This is a genomic window from Flavobacterium sp. AC105 (genome assembly GCF_979258495.1).
This window is the reverse complement of the sequence record NZ_OZ409860.1, coordinates 3708627-3725740: the sequence shown is the minus strand read 5'-3', so window position 1 is coordinate 3725740 and position 17114 is coordinate 3708627. Positions and strand designations below refer to the sequence as shown.

17 protein-coding genes are annotated in these 17114 nt (G+C 33.3%); 3 read left to right on the top strand and 14 right to left on the bottom strand.

Annotated elements, in window-relative coordinates:
* Nucleotides 1–220 precede the first annotated feature (220 nt).
* Nucleotides 221–1333: a lactonase family protein gene (locus tag ACZ0AH_RS15330; protein WP_463476666.1), complete on the top strand. Its 1113-nt coding sequence runs from the start codon at nt 221–223 to the stop codon at nt 1331–1333.
* 195 nt (nt 1334–1528) lie between these two features.
* Here ACZ0AH_RS15330 and ACZ0AH_RS15325 read toward each other — a convergent pair whose 3' ends face one another.
* The 8 genes from ACZ0AH_RS15325 to ACZ0AH_RS15290 all read right to left on the bottom strand — a co-directional run bounded on the left by ACZ0AH_RS15325 (nt 1529) and on the right by ACZ0AH_RS15290 (nt 10974).
* Nucleotides 1529–2881, bottom strand: coding sequence for a DEAD/DEAH box helicase (locus tag ACZ0AH_RS15325; protein WP_463476665.1), 1353 nt, complete (start codon nt 2879–2881; stop codon nt 1529–1531).
* A 110-nt stretch (nt 2882–2991) separates the two neighbouring features.
* A complete protein-coding gene (locus tag ACZ0AH_RS15320) occupies nt 2992–3360 on the bottom strand; it encodes a response regulator transcription factor (protein WP_463476664.1) in 369 nt (122 codons plus the stop codon).
* 9 nt (nt 3361–3369) lie between these two features.
* On the bottom strand, nt 3370–5577 hold the full coding sequence (locus ACZ0AH_RS15315; RefSeq protein WP_463476663.1) for a DUF4838 domain-containing protein: 2208 nt from the start codon (nt 5575–5577) through the stop codon (nt 3370–3372).
* 8 nt (nt 5578–5585) lie between these two features.
* The gene (locus ACZ0AH_RS15310) at nt 5586–6725 is read right to left on the bottom strand and encodes a YaiO family outer membrane beta-barrel protein (protein ID WP_463476662.1); all 1140 of its coding nucleotides are present in this window, start codon (nt 6723–6725) and stop codon (nt 5586–5588) included.
* Between the two features lie 130 nt (nt 6726–6855).
* On the bottom strand, nt 6856–8292 hold the full coding sequence (locus tag ACZ0AH_RS15305) for a glycosyltransferase family 2 protein (RefSeq protein WP_463476661.1): 1437 nt from the start codon (nt 8290–8292) through the stop codon (nt 6856–6858).
* The gene (locus ACZ0AH_RS15300; RefSeq protein WP_463476660.1) at nt 8289–9350 is read right to left on the bottom strand and encodes a HEAT repeat domain-containing protein; all 1062 of its coding nucleotides are present in this window, start codon (nt 9348–9350) and stop codon (nt 8289–8291) included. The genes ACZ0AH_RS15305 and ACZ0AH_RS15300 overlap by 4 nt, the downstream gene beginning before the upstream one ends.
* A 71-nt stretch (nt 9351–9421) precedes the next feature.
* On the bottom strand, nt 9422–10186 hold the full coding sequence (locus ACZ0AH_RS15295; protein WP_463476659.1) for a TIGR02757 family protein: 765 nt from the start codon (nt 10184–10186) through the stop codon (nt 9422–9424).
* Between the two features lie 119 nt (nt 10187–10305).
* On the bottom strand, nt 10306–10974 hold the full coding sequence (locus ACZ0AH_RS15290; RefSeq protein ID WP_463476658.1) for an ABC transporter ATP-binding protein: 669 nt from the start codon (nt 10972–10974) through the stop codon (nt 10306–10308).
* A 270-nt stretch (nt 10975–11244) separates the two neighbouring features.
* Between ACZ0AH_RS15290 and ACZ0AH_RS15285 the strand changes: the two genes are divergently transcribed.
* Nucleotides 11245–11550: a hypothetical protein gene (locus ACZ0AH_RS15285; protein WP_463476657.1), complete on the top strand. Its 306-nt coding sequence runs from the start codon at nt 11245–11247 to the stop codon at nt 11548–11550.
* Here the strand turns inward: ACZ0AH_RS15285 and ACZ0AH_RS15280 are convergent.
* The 6 genes from ACZ0AH_RS15280 to ACZ0AH_RS15255 form a co-directional block, all read right to left on the bottom strand.
* A complete protein-coding gene (locus tag ACZ0AH_RS15280; protein WP_463476656.1) occupies nt 11547–11849 on the bottom strand; it encodes a DUF6787 family protein in 303 nt (100 codons plus the stop codon). The genes ACZ0AH_RS15285 and ACZ0AH_RS15280 overlap by 4 nt on opposite strands.
* Nucleotides 11850–11882: 33 nt before the next feature.
* Nucleotides 11883–12323 (bottom strand): DUF6146 family protein, encoded by a 441-nt coding sequence (locus tag ACZ0AH_RS15275; RefSeq protein WP_463476655.1) that lies wholly within the window; start codon nt 12321–12323, stop codon nt 11883–11885.
* 194 nt (nt 12324–12517) lie between these two features.
* A complete protein-coding gene (locus ACZ0AH_RS15270) occupies nt 12518–13081 on the bottom strand; it encodes a hypothetical protein (RefSeq protein ID WP_463476654.1) in 564 nt (187 codons plus the stop codon).
* 99 nt (nt 13082–13180) lie between these two features.
* Nucleotides 13181–14131: a D-2-hydroxyacid dehydrogenase gene (locus ACZ0AH_RS15265; protein WP_463476653.1), complete on the bottom strand. Its 951-nt coding sequence runs from the start codon at nt 14129–14131 to the stop codon at nt 13181–13183.
* 113 nt (nt 14132–14244) lie between these two features.
* Complete coding sequence (gene serC / locus ACZ0AH_RS15260) at nt 14245–15315, bottom strand: 3-phosphoserine/phosphohydroxythreonine transaminase (RefSeq protein WP_463476652.1); 1071 nt, start codon at nt 15313–15315, stop codon at nt 14245–14247.
* Nucleotides 15316–15408: 93 nt separating this feature from the next.
* A complete protein-coding gene (locus ACZ0AH_RS15255; RefSeq protein ID WP_463476651.1) occupies nt 15409–16482 on the bottom strand; it encodes an acyl-CoA reductase in 1074 nt (357 codons plus the stop codon).
* A gap of 150 nt (nt 16483–16632) precedes the next feature.
* Here ACZ0AH_RS15255 and ACZ0AH_RS15250 point away from each other — a divergent pair, with 150 nt between their 5' ends.
* Complete coding sequence (locus tag ACZ0AH_RS15250; RefSeq protein WP_463476650.1) at nt 16633–16983, top strand: 4Fe-4S dicluster domain-containing protein; 351 nt, start codon at nt 16633–16635, stop codon at nt 16981–16983.
* Nucleotides 16984–17114: the final 131 nt, after the last annotated feature.

The following is a 17114-nucleotide window of genomic DNA, read 5'->3' as shown; positions in this document are numbered from 1 at the left end:
AAAATACAAATTTTTAGTCAAACCAAATAAGTAATGTAAGAGATTATAAGTAAGATTGCAGTTAGGCAAAATTAAATGAACTTATATCACTTATATGGTTTAAATATTACTGAAAATAGGTTTGAAAAATGTAACTATTGGCAATTCATTTGTAACAAAATTTTTAATTTCTATTGATAATATTGAGTATTTTAGCAGATTCAAAAAACATTTTAAACTTATGAAAAGATTATATATGCTGCTTTTTTCAGCTTTAGCTTTTACAACTTCTCAGGCCCAGAATAAATTTAATTTATTGATAGGAACTTATACCAATACTTGTCAGAGTAAAGGAATTTACGTTTATGAATTCGATGCTAATTCTGGTGATTTTAAATTCAAGAATTCTTCTGAAAATGTGGTGAGCCCAAGTTATTTATCCGTTTCTGCCGATAATAAATTTATTTATGCCGTAAACGAAAACGGGACTCAAAGTACGGTAAGTGCTTTTGGATATAATGCAAAATCAGGAAAAGTTACTTTTTTAAATAAAAATGATGCTTTAGGAGCCGATCCTTGTCACCTGATTAACGACGATAAAAATGTTATCGTGGCGAATTATTCAGGCGGAAGTCTTGTTGTTTTCAAGAAAAGCCCAAACGGAAGTATTACGCCTGTACAACAAATAATTCAGCATGAAGGAAAAGGACCAAATGTAGCGCGTCAGGAAAAAGCACACGTTCATATGGTTTGTTTTTCGCCGGATAAAAAGTTTGTGCTGTCTAATGATTTAGGCCTGGATAAGGTTTTTATTTATAAATACAATCCAAATTCTAAGAATGAAATGCTGACTTTAAAAGGTAGCGTAGATGTAAAAGCAGGAAGCGGCCCGAGACATTTAACATTCAGTAAAGACGGTAAATTTGTGTATTTGATTCAGGAATTAGATGCTACTTTAACGACTTTTAGTTATGATAAATCAGGAAGTTTAAAACTAATTGCAGAAACCAGTATTCTTGCAAAAGATTTTAAAGGAGGAACTGGTGCGGCAGCTATAAAAATTTCGCCTGACGGAAACTTTTTATATGTAACTGATCGTGTGGATGCTAATAATATTTCAGTTTATAAAATCCTTAAAAACGGAAAAATTGAATTGGTAGAACAAGTAAGTACTTTAGGAAAAGGCCCAAGAGATTTTGCCATTGACCCAACAGGAAATTATCTTTTAGTTGGACATCAATACACCAATGACATTGTTATTTTTAAAAGAGATAAAACGACTGGAAAACTTACTGATACCACAAAAAGAATCGAATTGTGTTCACCGGTTGGATTGGTTTTTACGAAAATTTAGTTTAAAGATGCATAGGAACAAAGCAACATAGGCTCAAAGTTTTTTATATAGACAAAAGTTTATAAGATAAAAAGAAGGCTCAAAAATGTATTCAAGTTATTAAACTTAATTCTACATTTTTGAGCCTTCTTTTATACTTTGAACCTTTGTTCCTCTGAACCTTTGTTCCTCTGAACCTTTGAGCCTTAAAAAAAACTATTTATTCTTATCTTTTCTCTTCTTGTCTCTCGTTTTTAACATGTTTCGATTGACAGAGCCGTGGGTTTTTTTCTTGGTTTTAGAAGGTCCTCCAAGGTTTACTTTTTTATTCTTTTTATCTTTTTCATGAAAAGCACCGTCACCTTTTAGGGTTTGCTTTTTCATTAAAAACTTAATAGGCTGTTTGTCTTTTTCAGGCTCGATTAATTTTGATGAAACTTCAACTTCTTCAGGAAATTCAGCAATTTCAAGTTCCTGATTCATTAAAACTTCTACTTCTACTTTAAATTCTTCTTCACGTGGCGTGATAAAACTTATTGCAGTTCCTGTAGCATCTGCACGACCTGTACGACCAATTCTGTGCATGTATAATTCAGGAAATTCGGGAAGCTCAAAGTTGATAACGTGAGAGATGTTCGAAATATCCAAACCTCTCGCCATAATATCTGTCGTAATCAAACCACGAAGATTTCCTTCCTGGAATTCTGCCATGGTGCTCAAACGGTAATTTTGAGATTTATTGGAGTGAATTACTCCAAACTGACCTTCAAAATTTTCTTCGATTCTGGTGTGAAGCATGTCCGAAATCTTTTTATTATTCACAAAAACCAAAACACGTTCCATGCTTTCGTTTGTTTCTAATAAATGTTTTAACAGATTTACTTTTGTATTAAAGTTTGGAACATTATAAGTAATTTGAGTAATATTTTCAAGCGGAGTTCCTGAAGCGGCAAGTGTAACTTCTTCCGGAAAATCAAAAAAGTCATTCAAAACTGCATCAACTTCATCGGTCATTGTTGCAGAGAATAATATGTTTTGACGTTTGGCTTTCATCATTGCCAAAAGTGCTGTTAATTGCGTACGGAAACCCAAATTTAGCATTTCATCAAACTCATCAATAACTAATTTTTGAGTTTCATCAAAACGAATTACAGCATCAAGCGCTAAATCCATTGTTCTACCAGGGGTTCCAACCAGAACGTCAACTCCTTCGTAAACCGCTTTTTTTTGTGTATTGATGTTTACCCCACCAAAAATGCCAAGTGTTTTAACAGACATGTATTTGGTTAATTTCTCGATTTCTTCAACAACCTGAACGACTAATTCACGAGTTGGAACCAGAATTACAATTTTAGGTGTATTGGTAGGTGTAAATTTGTATAATTTTAAAAGAGGCAATAAATAGGCAAATGTTTTACCGGTACCGGTTTGCGCAATTCCCATCATATCTCGTCCAGACATAATCACTGAAAAGGATTTTTCCTGAATAGGAGTAGGCGTAACAAATCCTAATTCGTCGATTGCTTTTTGTAGTGATTTTGGAAGATTGAATTTTTCGAAAGTGCTCATTTGCATTAAATTTTGTGCAAAGATAGCTATAAATAGCTGAAAAATTGGTGTTTCTTATAAATTACGCTAGAATTAGGTATTCGTTTTTCTCAAAAACAACACTCGAAATGCTATAATAATCGTTTTATTCGCAATAAAAGTTCGTTTGGGTTAAAGGGTTTTGCAATAAAATCATCAACGCCTAATTCAAACGCTTCTTCAACCGTATTTTCTTCTTCGCCAAGTGATGAAAGCGCAATAACGCGAATATCTTTATAATTTTCTTTAATATGACTGATAATTTCCAGTCCGGATTTTAGCGGAATAATTATCGTTGTAATAACCAGATCAGGCATAATGGTTGGCATTCTGTCTATGGCATTAATACCATTTTTTGCTATACTTATTTTATAACCTTCTTTTTTAAGAATGAATTTTAGAATCTCAATCGTCATTTCATCATTATCGATGATCATGATTTTTTTGTCACTGGTGTTCATTTGCCATTTTTATTTTTTATATAATTCAATTTCATCCAGCATTACCATTGGTTTTTTATTTTTTCGTTTTCTCCAAACCGGCAATTCTGTTTGGTTTTCTACGACAACTTTTATCCTGACAAAACTAGGGAAGTCTGTATCTAAAAATTCCCATGATTTTGTTGTATTTTCATAGCTTTCTGTTAAAAGATCACAATTTTTCTCTTGCAAAAGTTTCCATTTCTGATCCTTAAAGCCGTAGATTTTTATTTTCTTTGGAAAAAAAATCCAATGCCGCTGATCATTCAGAAAATTTATTTTTAAAGTATTAAAATCTGTATTTTTCGTTTCAATCTCAATTTCCGCATTGTTTTCATACCAGCCAATCCAGTTTATATTAAAATCTTTGTAACCTCTGTTTCCATCGACCAGACTATAACTTCCTTTTCCTTTAAAATCACTCGAAGGTTCTGTTATAAAATTCACCTTCAAATCTTCTCCTAAATGCGTGGTTGTGTTTTTGCAGATTTCCAGCCATTCCTTATAATAATTATCCGGAGAAAGCCCGTCTTCACTTAACTCATAAATTCCCAGATTATTACAGGATTTTGTAAATTTCAGGACTCTTTCGGTCAAACCTTCTCGAACTTCTTTTTCACCTTTATTATTTACGACAAACATTCCGTGTTGGTTTTTCCCGTAAAATTTCGATTGTTCAAAAAACACATATTCCAATGCCAAACGTAATTTTTGAACCCGTAAATTTAAAACCGGATCATTTTCAATAGCATCAGAAGCTTTCTCTAATAATTGATCGTATTGATTCATCGCTTCAGGCGTTAGAAAAGTATTTCGGGCTTGAACCGGACCAGAATAAATATCTAAATTCGCATTGCTTTTGGTTTGATATTCTGCTAAAAGATTTAAATAATCATTTACAAATGGCGCTGCTTTTCCGTAAAATCCTCTAAGAAAATCTGCTTTTACGGCTTCAATATCAATATCTGTATTCCATAATAATTTAGCCAAAAGATATTGCCTCAATTCAGATAAATCTCCGGGAATATCTGCATATCCCTGTACAAATAATCCTTTTACCTTGTTTTTTTGAAAGAGTTTATAATTGCTCTGAAAAGCTTCCAAATTTGGAAAAGGCGACATATAATTAGAAAACTGCACGGTGTAATCCCAAAGAAATAAATGGGGCGAAGTTGCGCTCCAGTTTCCGAGTATTTTTACAAATGAAGATGCATTTTGTGGCGTAATTGCTTTTCCCCGGTTTAATTCAATCGGACAAAAAATAGTGTAAATATTAGGCGCTATTTTTAAATTTACCGGAGGTTTAAACGTGTGAAGATAGGCGAGAGTTGTAATTTTTGTTTTCGGAAAATGAGCCGCAATTTTATTCAGAAAATAATATAAAGAGCCTTGCGGACCGCCATATTTCTCGTTTAATTTTCGGCATTCGGCACATTCACAATACACAACATCGTCGTTTTGGCTTACCGAATAAAATTGCGCATTGGGATTTTTGGCAATAATTTGGGTCATTTTTTTCTCGACTAAATCCACGACAGTGTCATTTGTCATGCACAAAGATTCTGTATTTCGTTCGCCTTGATATAAAGCAAAAAGTTTTGGATTACTTTTAAAATATTCTTTTGCAGGAACCAAAGTGCTAAAAGAATGTCCCCAATTGGCAAAATCATCAACCTGCCAATCGAGTTTGTGCCAATCCCTAAAAGATTCATCATAACAATCAGGATAAAATAAAGCTCTGTAATCAAACGAAGGCTGGTATAATTTTTTGGAATTTTGTGCAAATGAAAGCTGCGTTATTTTAGGAATATATGTTTCTGAAGCAGTGAATTTTCTAAACTCCCAAATCTCCAATAAAGTATAAACGGCATAACGCAGGTATTTTTGATTTGGCGCCATTAAATAAATCGATTTTGAATCGGATTTAATGATAAATTCATTTGGTTTTAGTTTTTCCGTATTTGAAATTTCTAAAACTATTTCAGATGAGATGTTTTTACTTTTTGATTCAATCTGAAAGGATTTCGAAAAAGCTTTATCCAAATAAGTCTTTAGGATTTTTGCAGCTTCCTGAGTACTTTCAGAACTCGCAATTATGTTGTTTTTATCGGATATAATAATTTCAGATTGTGCCATCATATTGAAGCTAAACAAGAGAAAAAAGAGAAGTTGAAAATATATGGATTGCTTTTTTTTCATGTTATTTTTTAAAATTTATACTGAAGTAAAAAGGCAAAATCCAATTCGGTTTGAAATTTATCTGCCGTATATTCCTGTTCATTATCCGTTATGAGAACTCCAAAAATATAATGGTTTTTTATCAATTTATAAAATCCGCCACTAATTCTATACGATCTTAAAGACATTCTGGTATTGTATTCTGCAGATCTTGTTCTGTCGTCCGGCGAAGTTCCGTAACCTGCAATTAAGGTTACATAATCAAATTTTGTTTTGTAATAATATCGGGATGTCAGCGTAAATGAAGGACTGTCTTTTTGAATATAAGACCTCAAATTAATCCAATACGATCCAAAGTATTTTCCGAGTCCGATATTTAATGTTTTTAAATCGCTGTTATCCTGCATTTTAATATAACGTACTCCTAAATCAGCTTCCCATCCTTTACTAAAATTATGAAAATAAGAATATCCCAATCTCCATTCCGGAAAAGCATCATCCTGGCTGTAAGCGATATCAAGATACGAATAATTATTTTTTTTGGCAAAAAGGTAAGATTCCACTTCAAACTGAAGACCGCTCGCTTGTACTAAACTAGACGAAAGACGTTTAGCATAACTCACCCTTCCAATCAAACTTCCCCATGTGCGCTGCCGCATATAATCGACACTCGCCAAATGCCACGGACCAACACCCTTGCGATCAATTGCTGTTACGTTATAATATGCGCCAATCCTGTCGATATTTGTTTGGGAATATAAGGCAAAAAGACGCTGCTCAATATCGGCATCATGCGGAAATTTGGCCCTGATAGATTTAAGATATTTTGCCTCATTTTGCGTGTCGTTTTGAAGTGCATAAATCGCAATTCTCTTAAGCCGGAACGTTTTGTTATCCGGATATAATGCAATGGCTTTATGGGTTAAAGTTAGCGCTTCATCGTAGTTTTTATCCTCTAAATCCATATTGATCAGATATAGAAAAGCGTCTTCGTATCTTGGATTTTTATCAATTACATAATTATAATAATATCTGGCGCTGTCTTTTACTTTGGTTAAATCATAATTACGGCCTAAAACCAAATAAAAATCGAGATACTCAGGCGCCAGTTTTTTGCCTAATAATGATCTCTCAATATTAAGTTTGTAATTGGGCCGGATATTTTTCATGTCTTTAATTACAACATTTAAAAGACTATCAGTATCTATTTTTTGCGCTTTTATATTTTGATTGCAGCATATAAAAAAGCAGAAAATTAATTTGGCTATATTTAAAGTTTTAGCGTAATTCATCATCAAATTATTTTTTATTTGGTGTATCAAAACCTTTACGAACCATAACGCCCCATTTTTGTTCTTTTTTTGTAAAAAATTGCCAATATCCTTTTAATGAAGCATAAACCGTTATGGGATGAAACACAAAAGGCTCAATAATAGCCATGCCAATAAGTGTAATGAGTTCTTTATAATTGGCATAACTTTTATATAATATTTCATCAATAAAAATGGATATAATGGTTATTGAGAGATAAAATAAGTATACAAAAGCACTTACAATCAACAGATATTGAAAATCTATTAATCCAAAAATAAAGCTTGAAATTAAAGTGATAATTCCAATAGACTCAATAATTGGCACCAGAAATTCAAAACTGAAAAAGAACGGCAAAACTAAAAATGCTGTTTGTCCGTATTTCGGATTTAAAAACATTTTTCGATGTAAATAAAGCGTTTGAATCAATCCTCTTGCCCAACGAATGCGCTGTCGCAAAAATATTTCTCTCGTACTTGGTACTTCTGTCCAGCAAAGCGATTCAGGAATATATTTAATCAGGAATTTTTCGTTTGTATCGTACATGTATTTTCGCATTCGGGTAATAAGTTCCATGTCTTCGCCCAAAGACTGATGCCAATATCCACCGGCTTTTATAACAATATCCTTATCAAACATTCCGAGTCCGCCAGAAACCAAAAGCAAGCCGTTTATTTGACTCCAGGCCATTCTTCCAAATAAAAAAGAACGCACATATTCTAATTCCTGAAACCGCGGATACCATTCTTTTGGATAATGAACTTTATGCAAAAAACCTTCTTTTATATCGCACGAATTCGAAATCCTGATTCCGGCGCCGCTTGCAATAATGCGGGTTTCGTTTTCCATAAATGGTTTTGCGAGTTTTAAGATGGTGTCTCTTTTTAAAATACAATCAACATCGGTACATAAAAACAACGGATATTGCGATGAATTTATGCCGGCATTTGAGGCATCAGCTTTGCTTTTTCCGTTTACTTTATCGACGATAAGTAATTTAGAATATACCGGATTTGTAGATTTATAATGTCCGCGAACTGGTTGTGTGATGATTTTTTCCTGATAATAAAAGTCGATTTTGACCAGGCTAAATTCGGCGATTAATTTCTCTAAAGTATCATCGGTGCTTCCGTCGTTTACAATGATAATTTCATATTTCGGGTAGGTTAACGAAAGTAATGATTTTAGATTGTAGACAATATTTACCCCTTCATTAAAAGCGGGAGCAACGATTGAAACGCCCAGAATATGATTCGAACGAATTAAAACTTCTTCTTCTAAATATTTCTGATATTTTAAATGTTTTATAATGGCCCAATAAGATAAAATCGAAAGCATAACATAAAACAACAGATAGCCCAACGAAAAGATCGCTATAAAAACATCATAAACACGAATAAGGTAAGATAGAAAATCGTGCATCATAATTGTAATTTTCTAGTGTGATTAATCATTTTTTGAGTGTCTGCATCTTGCGTTCCTAAGAAATCCAAAGCATCCGGATCCAGACTGTTTAAAGAACAAACCATTTGAAGTTTTAGATCTTTGAATTCCTGTTTAGCAATTTCGGATTTTAAAAATTCAATTGTTTTCTCAGAACCAATTACGGCAAGCGCTTCTAGCATTTTTAATTGAATTTCGATGCTTTCGCTGTAGAATAAAGACAGTAATTCATCTTCGGCTTCATCTAAATAAAGATCCCGAATGGCAATTATAATATCAATTTTTAAGGCTTTATCTTCATGGTGCAGCAGTTTTATTATTTCGGCGGCTTTGTTTCTGTAATTATAAAAAACCATTGTCATAACGGCCAATTTCAAAATTGTCGGACTTTTAGATGCTATCCAAAGGTCTATTTCCGGAGGCATTGGTATTTTTTCTGCATGCAATACGTCCATCACTTTTATTGTTGTAATGATGGAAATTTTAATTGGAAGTTTGTCAATGGCCTGCCAATCTCCTTTAGTTAACGCCAAATAAGCAATATTAGCGTTTGAACGAATTATTTTGTTGGGATGAAATAAGTATTTTTTTATAAGCGAAACTCCGGGTTTGTATCCCAAAGCCTGAAAATGATAGATGCCTTCGTATTTTTTATATTTTCTAAAGTCACGAATTAATCTGGCCGAATAATGATTTAAATTCAGCTGTTTGTAAATAACAAGAATGTTTTTGGCCGTTTTTCCTTTCAAATTGCTTTTCATCCTGATCATGTCATCAATGAGCATTTCTTTGCACCAGGAACGATGTATCGGGATTTCAGATTTGAATTTTGCTATTTTGTATTTTAAGGTATTTTTATCTGGTTTTGATAACGTAATTTCAGTTAAAAACTTTTCGGATTTGCGAATAATACGATGTCTATAAGGCAAATTGTATTGATAATAGACTCTGTTTAGTATTAAAAGTACGGCTAAAGACAGCGCTATAATTAAAAATGACGGAATTACATAATATTTTAAATCTCCTATATAATGTTCCATACAAAGGCTTTTATATGGTAAAATTACGAAAATAAAAGGAGAAAAGCTAAATGTATTTTTATTTTTTGTAGCTAAAATCCTTCAAAAACACCCAATCCAAAAAGTGCAAAATCGTATTTTACAGGATCTTCTGCATCCATTTCTCGAAGTTTTAAATCTAATTCGGCCAAAGCTTTTCCGTCATTTTGTTTTCGGGTAAGAATGCCTAATTTTCGGGCAACATTTCCAGAATGTACATCTAACGGACACGATAATAATGCAGGAGAAATGGTTTTCCAGATTCCCAAATCTACGCCTTTTGCATCCTGACGAACCATCCATCGCAAATACATATTAATTCTTTTTGCTGCCGAATTATTCAAAGGATCTGAAATGTGCTTTTGGGTTCGTGGCAAATGATCGATTTCGAAAAATAACTTTTTGAATTCGTGAATGCTTTTTTGCAAACTATTATTTTCTTGATTTTTAGAAAAGACAGCTTCCAGACCATTATGATTTTTATAAATATGCTGTAATCCTTTTATGAAACCGCCAAAATCTTTTCCGTTGAAAGTACGATGGACAAAATTTTCTAATCGTTCTAAATCCTCATCAGAATGCGACATGACAAAATCATAAGGCGTATTTCCCATTAATTCCATCATTTGATGTGAGTTTTTGATAATCATTTTACGGTTTCCCCATGCAATTGTAGCGCTTAAAAAACCGGCAATTTCAATATCTTCTTTTTGAGAAAACAAATGCGGAATCTGTACGGGATCACTTTCGATAAAATCCTGATTATTATATTGAATGACTTTTTCGTCAAGGAAGTCTTTGAGTTCTTTTTGGTTCATTTTAAATGAATGTTCTTATTATTCGAGTGCCATAATCCTGACGGGAGGGAAAATCCTTTATATTTATTTTAATCGGAGTTCAGTGAACTTCGTTTGGAAGGAACAGCAGGAAATAGCTCCTAATTAGTACTAATTAATCCATCGACCATTACCAGCTTTCTATCCGCCATATTGGCCAATTCTTCATTATGCGTTACAATTACAAAAGTCTGACCGAATTCATCGCGAAGCTGGAAAAACAATTGGTGTAAATTTTCGGCAGAATGTGTGTCGAGATTTCCTGAAGGTTCATCGGCAAAAATAACATCCGGTTTATTGATTAAAGCTCTGGCAACGGCAACACGCTGTTGTTCTCCGCCCGAAAGTTCGTTTGGTTTATGATTGATTCTATGGGAAAGTCCTAAATAAGTCAATAATTTTTTAGCTTCGGCTTCTGTTTCAGCTGGTTTTTTACCGGCAATATAAGCAGGAATACAAACATTTTCCAGAGCGGTAAATTCAGGTAAAAGCTGATGAAACTGAAATATGAAACCTAAATTTAAATTTCTGAATTTTGATAAGGCTTTATCATTAAAACTCAGAATATTTTCTCCATTTATGGTCAATGAAGTTTCTGTTTCTGATTTTGAAGGTTTATCAAGCGTTCCTAAAATTTGCAATAATGTTGTTTTTCCGGCACCGGAAGCGCCAACAATCGAAACAATTTCGCCTTTTTTAATATGTAAATCAACTCCTTTTAAAACTTCAAGCTGGTCGTAGAATTTATGTATATTTTTTGCGTGTATCATTTGAAACTGTTTTTACAAAGAAACAAAGATTCTGATTAGAATCAAATTACAATTTTTTAAAATTCCGAGATTTAAATCTGAAATTCCAAACGTTGTGATTAATCCTTCGACTTCGCTCAGGAGGACAATAGTGCATCTAAAATCTTAAGTCTAAAATCTAAAATTCAAATCGGTATATTTATTGATATGGAAATTAAGAAAGAAATTTAAGCTAAGAAATAAGTTTCTTTTAATCAATTCTTTATAAATTCGAATAATATCTAAATTGAAATGAAAATGCAGGAAGTGAAAGTAATAAACGAAGATGACAGAACCAGAAAACTCCTTTTGGGTTTGCTGCTGGATGGAATTGGAATGATATCCTTTACGATTCCGTTTTTGGGAGAATTCTCAGATGTAATCTGGGCGCCGGTTGCAGCTTTTATAATGACCAGAATGTATAAAGGAAGAGTGGGGAGAGTGGCCAGTATTTTAACCTTTGTTGAAGAAGTATTGCCTTTTACGGATATAATTCCGTCATTTACACTTACGTGGATTTACACGTATTATTTTCAAAAAAGTAATAAGGAAATCTAATCTTTAAACAGGAAACCAAGTCCCATATTTTTGAGCATTTTCTTTTCAAAATTCCAAAAGAATCGAAATTGTCCAAAAACAGTTCCTATAGCCACCAATAAAACCTGATAAATTGGAAAAATAATCAATAAACGGATTAAAGTAAACCATCCGCCAAAATCTTCTTTGGTGATGCCTAAAAACACACAAAAAGGTTTAGACAGCCATGCAGATGCCGATCCGGTGATGGCAAAAACAACAATTATAATTATGGCTTGTAGATTTGAGGTAATGCCCCAACGCTCTTTTAGTTTATTCATTATCTATTTATAACGATTACAAATATAACAAGATTATCGGTTAGGAACATATCCCCCAAGCTTTTGTTTGTATGTATTTTGAAAATAAATCATATAGTTATAAATAAGGTAATTTACTTCGTATCCGTAATGAATAAACGGGCTGTAATCAATTTGCATTTCATATAAATTTGGGTTGTAACGTTGTGGCTGCGAAGCTCTGATGTTCCATTCGGTTACGTAAAACTGATTTTTAGTTTCAAGATAGTTTAGTCCGTAATAATTTCTGGGAAGCGCTCTTGTATTTAACCAGGTGCTAAAACCGTTATCAATAATAATCACTTCATATTCCAGGGAATCGTTTGCAATTCTTACTGTATCATTTACAGCAACTTTTGGCGCAGCAACAGGATTTATTGCACTACTGTTTTTTGATGCAGTAGAACAAGCTATTATTGTAAACAAAAGGATTAATATGCAGAAACATTTTTTCATGACTTTTATTTTCACCTTTAAAGTTACAAAATATTTTTTTTAAAACAAACTGTAAAGTTCTGAGAATCTATGTTTCTGAGACTTATATTCGACAATAATAAAGCCGTTTACATAAAGCAAACGGCTTTTAATATTTATTAAAGCTGCTAAAAAAAAACTTAGAAACTTAGAGTCTTAGCAACTTAGAACCTTATTTACTTGCTTCCAAACAATTTTCCAATAAATCCGGCAATTCCGCCTTTGGTTTTGGTTACTACAAGAACATCGGCTACATCTACTTTTCCGTCAGCGTTTTGGTCTAAGCCAAATTGCATTCCGTATTTAGAAATCGTATCCATAATTCCGGATGCTTGTCCGCCATTCCCGGAAATGGAACTTATGATATCTGTAATGTTGAAACTGCTATCGTTTGGATCTTTTGCTTTGGTTACAAGAGAACTTAAAATTTGCGGAATCATGCTTGCTGCAACTCCGGAAGCTGCACCGCTGCTTAATCCAAATTTTTCTCCAAGACTTCCTGTTAATTGTTGTGTAATTTGCTGCACAACAGGATTAGAACTGTCTATAGAAGATTTGCCGCTAAATAAACTGGCAAGCTGTTCACCACCGCCTTCTGAAGCAATTTTTTGCAATCCTGCAAATATAGAATTGCTTGTTTCGCTTATCACGGCTTCATTATGTTCATTTGGGACAGCAGCGTTATTTACCACAGCGCTACCTCCGTATTGCTGCACTAATTGGGTTAATTGTTCAAACATAATCTTAGATTTAAATTAGACGACAAATTTACACAAAAAGAAAGGGATTTACTACAAATTTGTAATAAATCCCTCTAAAGTTACTCTTTTTTTATTTACTTAGCTCAACAAAGTAATAATTTGTGAAGCCAATTCTGTTCCAATTCTGTCCTGTGCTTCGTTAGTTGCAGCTCCAATGTGCGGAGTCAGTGAAATTTTAGTATGCATCAAGATTGCCATTTCTGGTTTTGGTTCGCTTTCAAAAACGTCTAAACCTGCAAAAGCAACTTTTCCAGAATCTAAAGCTTTAACTAAAGCCACTTCATCGATAACACCGCCACGAGCACAGTTTACGATTCCTACACCATCTTTCATGATTTCAAATTCTTTCTCACCAATGATGTAACCATCCTGAGCAGGAACGTGTAATGTAATGAAATCAGCTTCTTTAAATAAAGATTCTAATGATTGAGATTCGATTGTTGTAGTAATTGACTGCCCATCAAAAAATTCCACTTTAATATCTACTTTCGGAATAAAACTATCTGCAGCGATCACTTTCATACCTAAACCAAGCGCCATTTTTGCAGTAGCTTGCCCGATACGTCCAATACCAACAATTCCTAAAGTTTTTCCTCTTAATTCAACTCCGTTTGCATATGCTTTTTTCAAACCGTCAAAGTTTGAATCTCCTTCAAGAGGCATATTTCTGTTAGAATCATGTAAGAAACGAACACCAGAAAATAAGTGTCCAAATACCAGTTCAGCAACAGATTCTGATGATGAAGCCGGCGTATTAATTACGTGAATTCCTTTGCTTTTAGCATAATCAACATCAATATTATCCATACCAACACCACCACGGCCAATAATTTTAAGTCCCGGGCAAGCATCGATAATATCTTTACGAACTTTAGTTGCGCTACGCACTAAAACTACGTCTACATTATTTTCATTCACAAAATTAGCTACTTGTTCCTGAGCTACTTTTGTAGTTATAACTTCAAATCCACCTTTTTCTAAAGCAAGAATTCCACTTTTAGAAATTCCGTCATTTGCTAATACTTTCATTTTTTTTGATATTTAAAGATTGAAAAATTTAATTATTTAAATATTCAATCTGGATTTTGAATAAATAGAATGATTGCTAAAGAAAATCTTTAAATCATTCAATATTATAATTTTTAAATCTTTGTTTCCAAAGCTTTCATTACATCAACCAATACCTGAACACTTTCGATAGGCATAGCATTGTAAATAGAAGCTCTGTAACCACCCACAGAACGGTGTCCTGGCAATCCTGAAATTCCTGCAGCTTTCCATAATGCGTCAAACGTTTCTGTATGATCAGCATTGTTTAATAAGAAAGTCACATTCATTTTAGAACGATCTTCAACCGCTGCAGCACCTTTAAATAATGGGTTTCTGTCGATTTCAGTATAAAGTAAATCAGCTTTTGCGTCGTTTAATTTCTCAACAGCAGCAATTCCGCCTTTTTCTTTAATCCATTGTAAGGTCAATAACGAAACGTAAACAGCAAAAACAGGCGGCGTATTATACATACTTTCTGCTTTAATATGTTTAGCATAATCTAACATACTTGGGATCGTTCTTCCGTTTTTCTCTAAGATTTCTTCTTTAATAACAACAAGAGTTGTTCCGGCAGGGCCCATATTTTTTTGAGCACCGGCGTAGATTAAATCAAATTTAGAAAAATCTAAATTGCGGGAAAAAATATCAGAACTCATATCGCAAACAACAGGTACATTTGTTGTTGGGAATTCTTTCATTTGAGTTCCAAAAATGGTATTGTTACTTGTACAGTGAAAATAATCAGCATCACTTGGTATGGTATAACCTTTTGGAATATGGTTGTAATTTTCTTCTTTTGAAGAAGCTACAACAACAGTTTCTCCAAAATATTTTGCTTCTTTTATAGCGGCAGTTGCCCAGGTTCCTGAATCTAAATACGCAGCTTTTCCGTTTTCTTTCATTAAATTATAAGGAGCCATCAAGAATGCAGTACTTGCACCACCTTGCAAAAATAAGGCTTGATATCCTTTTCCCTGAAGTCCTAATAATTCTAAAGCAAGGGAACGGGCTTCATCCATAACTGCAACGAAATCTTTGCTTCGGTGGGAGATTTCAAGAATCGATAATCCTGAATCGTTAAAGTTTAAAACTGCTTTTGATGCTTTCTCAAAAACTTCCTGAGGTAAAATACTTGGTCCTGCGCTGTAGTTGTGTTTTTTCATGGTTTTTGTTAATAGTCGAAAATTTTAAAGACGCAAATTTCGGCAATAGGAGCTGAAAAAGCGATAAATTATTCGAAATAATTAAACATATTTTTACTTTGTTGTTAACAAAAACGTTATAGTATCTATGTTATCTGCATAATCCCACAATTGAGGATTTTGAGTCTGTCCAAATGGGATACTATTTTCGATTAAATCATTGCTCACGATGCACTGAATTTGTTCAGCATCAGCCTGAAGACGCATTTGCAAATCTTCGATATTTTCGTAGAATTCGTAAAAAACACTCGAAATAGGCGAGGCGTAGCTTGGATCTTCTTTTAGGGTCAAAAAGCCATTATCCAATAATTTGAAATTACTCATTAAAAATACGGCTTTATTATAATCGTAATTATTAGCGTATTTCTCGTAATGAATAACGTCCTGATATTTAAAAATAGTTTCAAAAAAAGCAACGAACGAATAGTCTTTCGGAACAAAAAGTTTCGAAACATTGCGGCATCCCAATCCAAAATATCTAAAAATATCTTCGCCCAAAGCTTCTAATTCTTCTTTGGTTTCTTTTCCGTTTAAAACGGCAGCCGAATTTCTGTTTTTTCGAATGATCGAAGGTTTGTCTTTAAAATAATATTCGAAATAACGGGCTGTATTATTGCTTCCGGTGGCGATTACGGTATCAAAATTTTCCAGTTTGCCTTCCACGAAAGTGATCTTATCTTTTAAGCTTTCATCAACAGCAATTAAATATTTGGCCAAAAATGGCAACAAATGCTGATCGTTAGACGAAGTTTTTATTAAGGCTTTATTGCCGGTAATTAATACGGATAAAAAGTCATGAAAACCCACTAACGGAATATTTCCTGCTAATATTAAAGCAACAGTTTTTTCTTTTCTGTTATTCTGAGAAAAATCAGCTGAATATTTTGAAAGCCATTTATCAATGTTTTCTTCAGTCAGCGCATCTGCCCATGATTTAATTGCAAAATACACTTGTTCAGGCGTATACCAGCCATTATGAGATTGTGATAAATGTATCAGTTTTTCGAAATCATCAAAAAATAAATCGTTATGTAAAACATCCGATTTTTTAATTGTATCCTTTTCAGAAAATTGTTTTAAAAATTTTCCTAATTCAACAAAAATACTTTTTTTTGTTTCTAATGTCATAATGTTTGTTTATGAAGAGTTTTGATTGTAATTTTGCACAAAAATAAGCATAAATAAGTCGAAAGTCAAAAGTCATCAGGTCAAAAGAAAAATGTCTTTTGTTTGTTTGGCTTGTAACCTTAAGACTTTTAACTTTAAGACTAAAAACAAATGGCAATAATTATTACTGACGAATGCATAAACTGTGGGGCTTGTGAACCAGAGTGCCCAAATACAGCAATTTATGAAGGCGCTGATGATTGGAGATATAAAGATGGAACCAGACTTTCGGGAAAAATAATTTTACCTGACGGGACTGAAGTTGATGCAGATGATGCTCAAACTCCAATTTCTGACGAAGTATATTATATCGTTCCGGGAAAATGTACAGAGTGTAAAGGGTTTCATGATGAACCTCAATGTGCTGCTGTATGTCCTGTAGATTGTTGTGTACCAGATGATAATCACGTCGAAGATGAAGAAACCTTGTTGAATAGACAGGCGTTTTTACATGGCGAATAAATAAGTATTTAACATTTAAATATATAAAATCCTGAGTTTGATTACTCAGGATTTTTTTTTCATTTAACTTTTCTCTGATTCTTTACGTTGTATATTGTGTCAGTATTTAACATTTTATGGTGTAAAATTTA

What these genes read in the sequence shown, in the direction of transcription:
- ACZ0AH_RS15255 (WP_463476651.1), bottom strand. Translation starts at nt 16,482, where the DNA reads ATGACATTAGAAACAAAAAAAAGTATTTTTGTTGAATTAGGAAAATTT.
- ACZ0AH_RS15290 (WP_463476658.1), bottom strand. Translation starts at nt 10,974, where the DNA reads ATGATACACGCAAAAAATATACATAAATTCTACGACCAGCTTGAAGTT.
- ACZ0AH_RS15280 (WP_463476656.1), bottom strand. Translation starts at nt 11,849, where the DNA reads ATGAATAAACTAAAAGAGCGTTGGGGCATTACCTCAAATCTACAAGCC.
- ACZ0AH_RS15265 (WP_463476653.1), bottom strand. Translation starts at nt 14,131, where the DNA reads ATGAAAGTATTAGCAAATGACGGAATTTCTAAAAGTGGAATTCTTGCT.
- ACZ0AH_RS15325 (WP_463476665.1), bottom strand. Translation starts at nt 2,881, where the DNA reads ATGAGCACTTTCGAAAAATTCAATCTTCCAAAATCACTACAAAAAGCA.
- ACZ0AH_RS15320 (WP_463476664.1), bottom strand. Translation starts at nt 3,360, where the DNA reads ATGAACACCAGTGACAAAAAAATCATGATCATCGATAATGATGAAATG.
- ACZ0AH_RS15315 (WP_463476663.1), bottom strand. Translation starts at nt 5,577, where the DNA reads ATGAAAAAAAAGCAATCCATATATTTTCAACTTCTCTTTTTTCTCTTG.
- ACZ0AH_RS15250 (WP_463476650.1), top strand. Translation starts at nt 16,633, where the DNA reads ATGGCAATAATTATTACTGACGAATGCATAAACTGTGGGGCTTGTGAA.
- ACZ0AH_RS15275 (WP_463476655.1), bottom strand. Translation starts at nt 12,323, where the DNA reads ATGAAAAAATGTTTCTGCATATTAATCCTTTTGTTTACAATAATAGCT.
- ACZ0AH_RS15270 (WP_463476654.1), bottom strand. Translation starts at nt 13,081, where the DNA reads ATGTTTGAACAATTAACCCAATTAGTGCAGCAATACGGAGGTAGCGCT.
- ACZ0AH_RS15295 (WP_463476659.1), bottom strand. Translation starts at nt 10,186, where the DNA reads ATGAACCAAAAAGAACTCAAAGACTTCCTTGACGAAAAAGTCATTCAA.
- serC (WP_463476652.1), bottom strand. Translation starts at nt 15,315, where the DNA reads ATGAAAAAACACAACTACAGCGCAGGACCAAGTATTTTACCTCAGGAA.
- ACZ0AH_RS15330 (WP_463476666.1), top strand. Translation starts at nt 221, where the DNA reads ATGAAAAGATTATATATGCTGCTTTTTTCAGCTTTAGCTTTTACAACT.
- ACZ0AH_RS15285 (WP_463476657.1), top strand. Translation starts at nt 11,245, where the DNA reads ATGAAAATGCAGGAAGTGAAAGTAATAAACGAAGATGACAGAACCAGA.
- ACZ0AH_RS15310 (WP_463476662.1), bottom strand. Translation starts at nt 6,725, where the DNA reads ATGAAAAATATCCGGCCCAATTACAAACTTAATATTGAGAGATCATTA.
- ACZ0AH_RS15300 (WP_463476660.1), bottom strand. Translation starts at nt 9,350, where the DNA reads ATGGAACATTATATAGGAGATTTAAAATATTATGTAATTCCGTCATTT.
- ACZ0AH_RS15305 (WP_463476661.1), bottom strand. Translation starts at nt 8,292, where the DNA reads ATGATGCACGATTTTCTATCTTACCTTATTCGTGTTTATGATGTTTTT.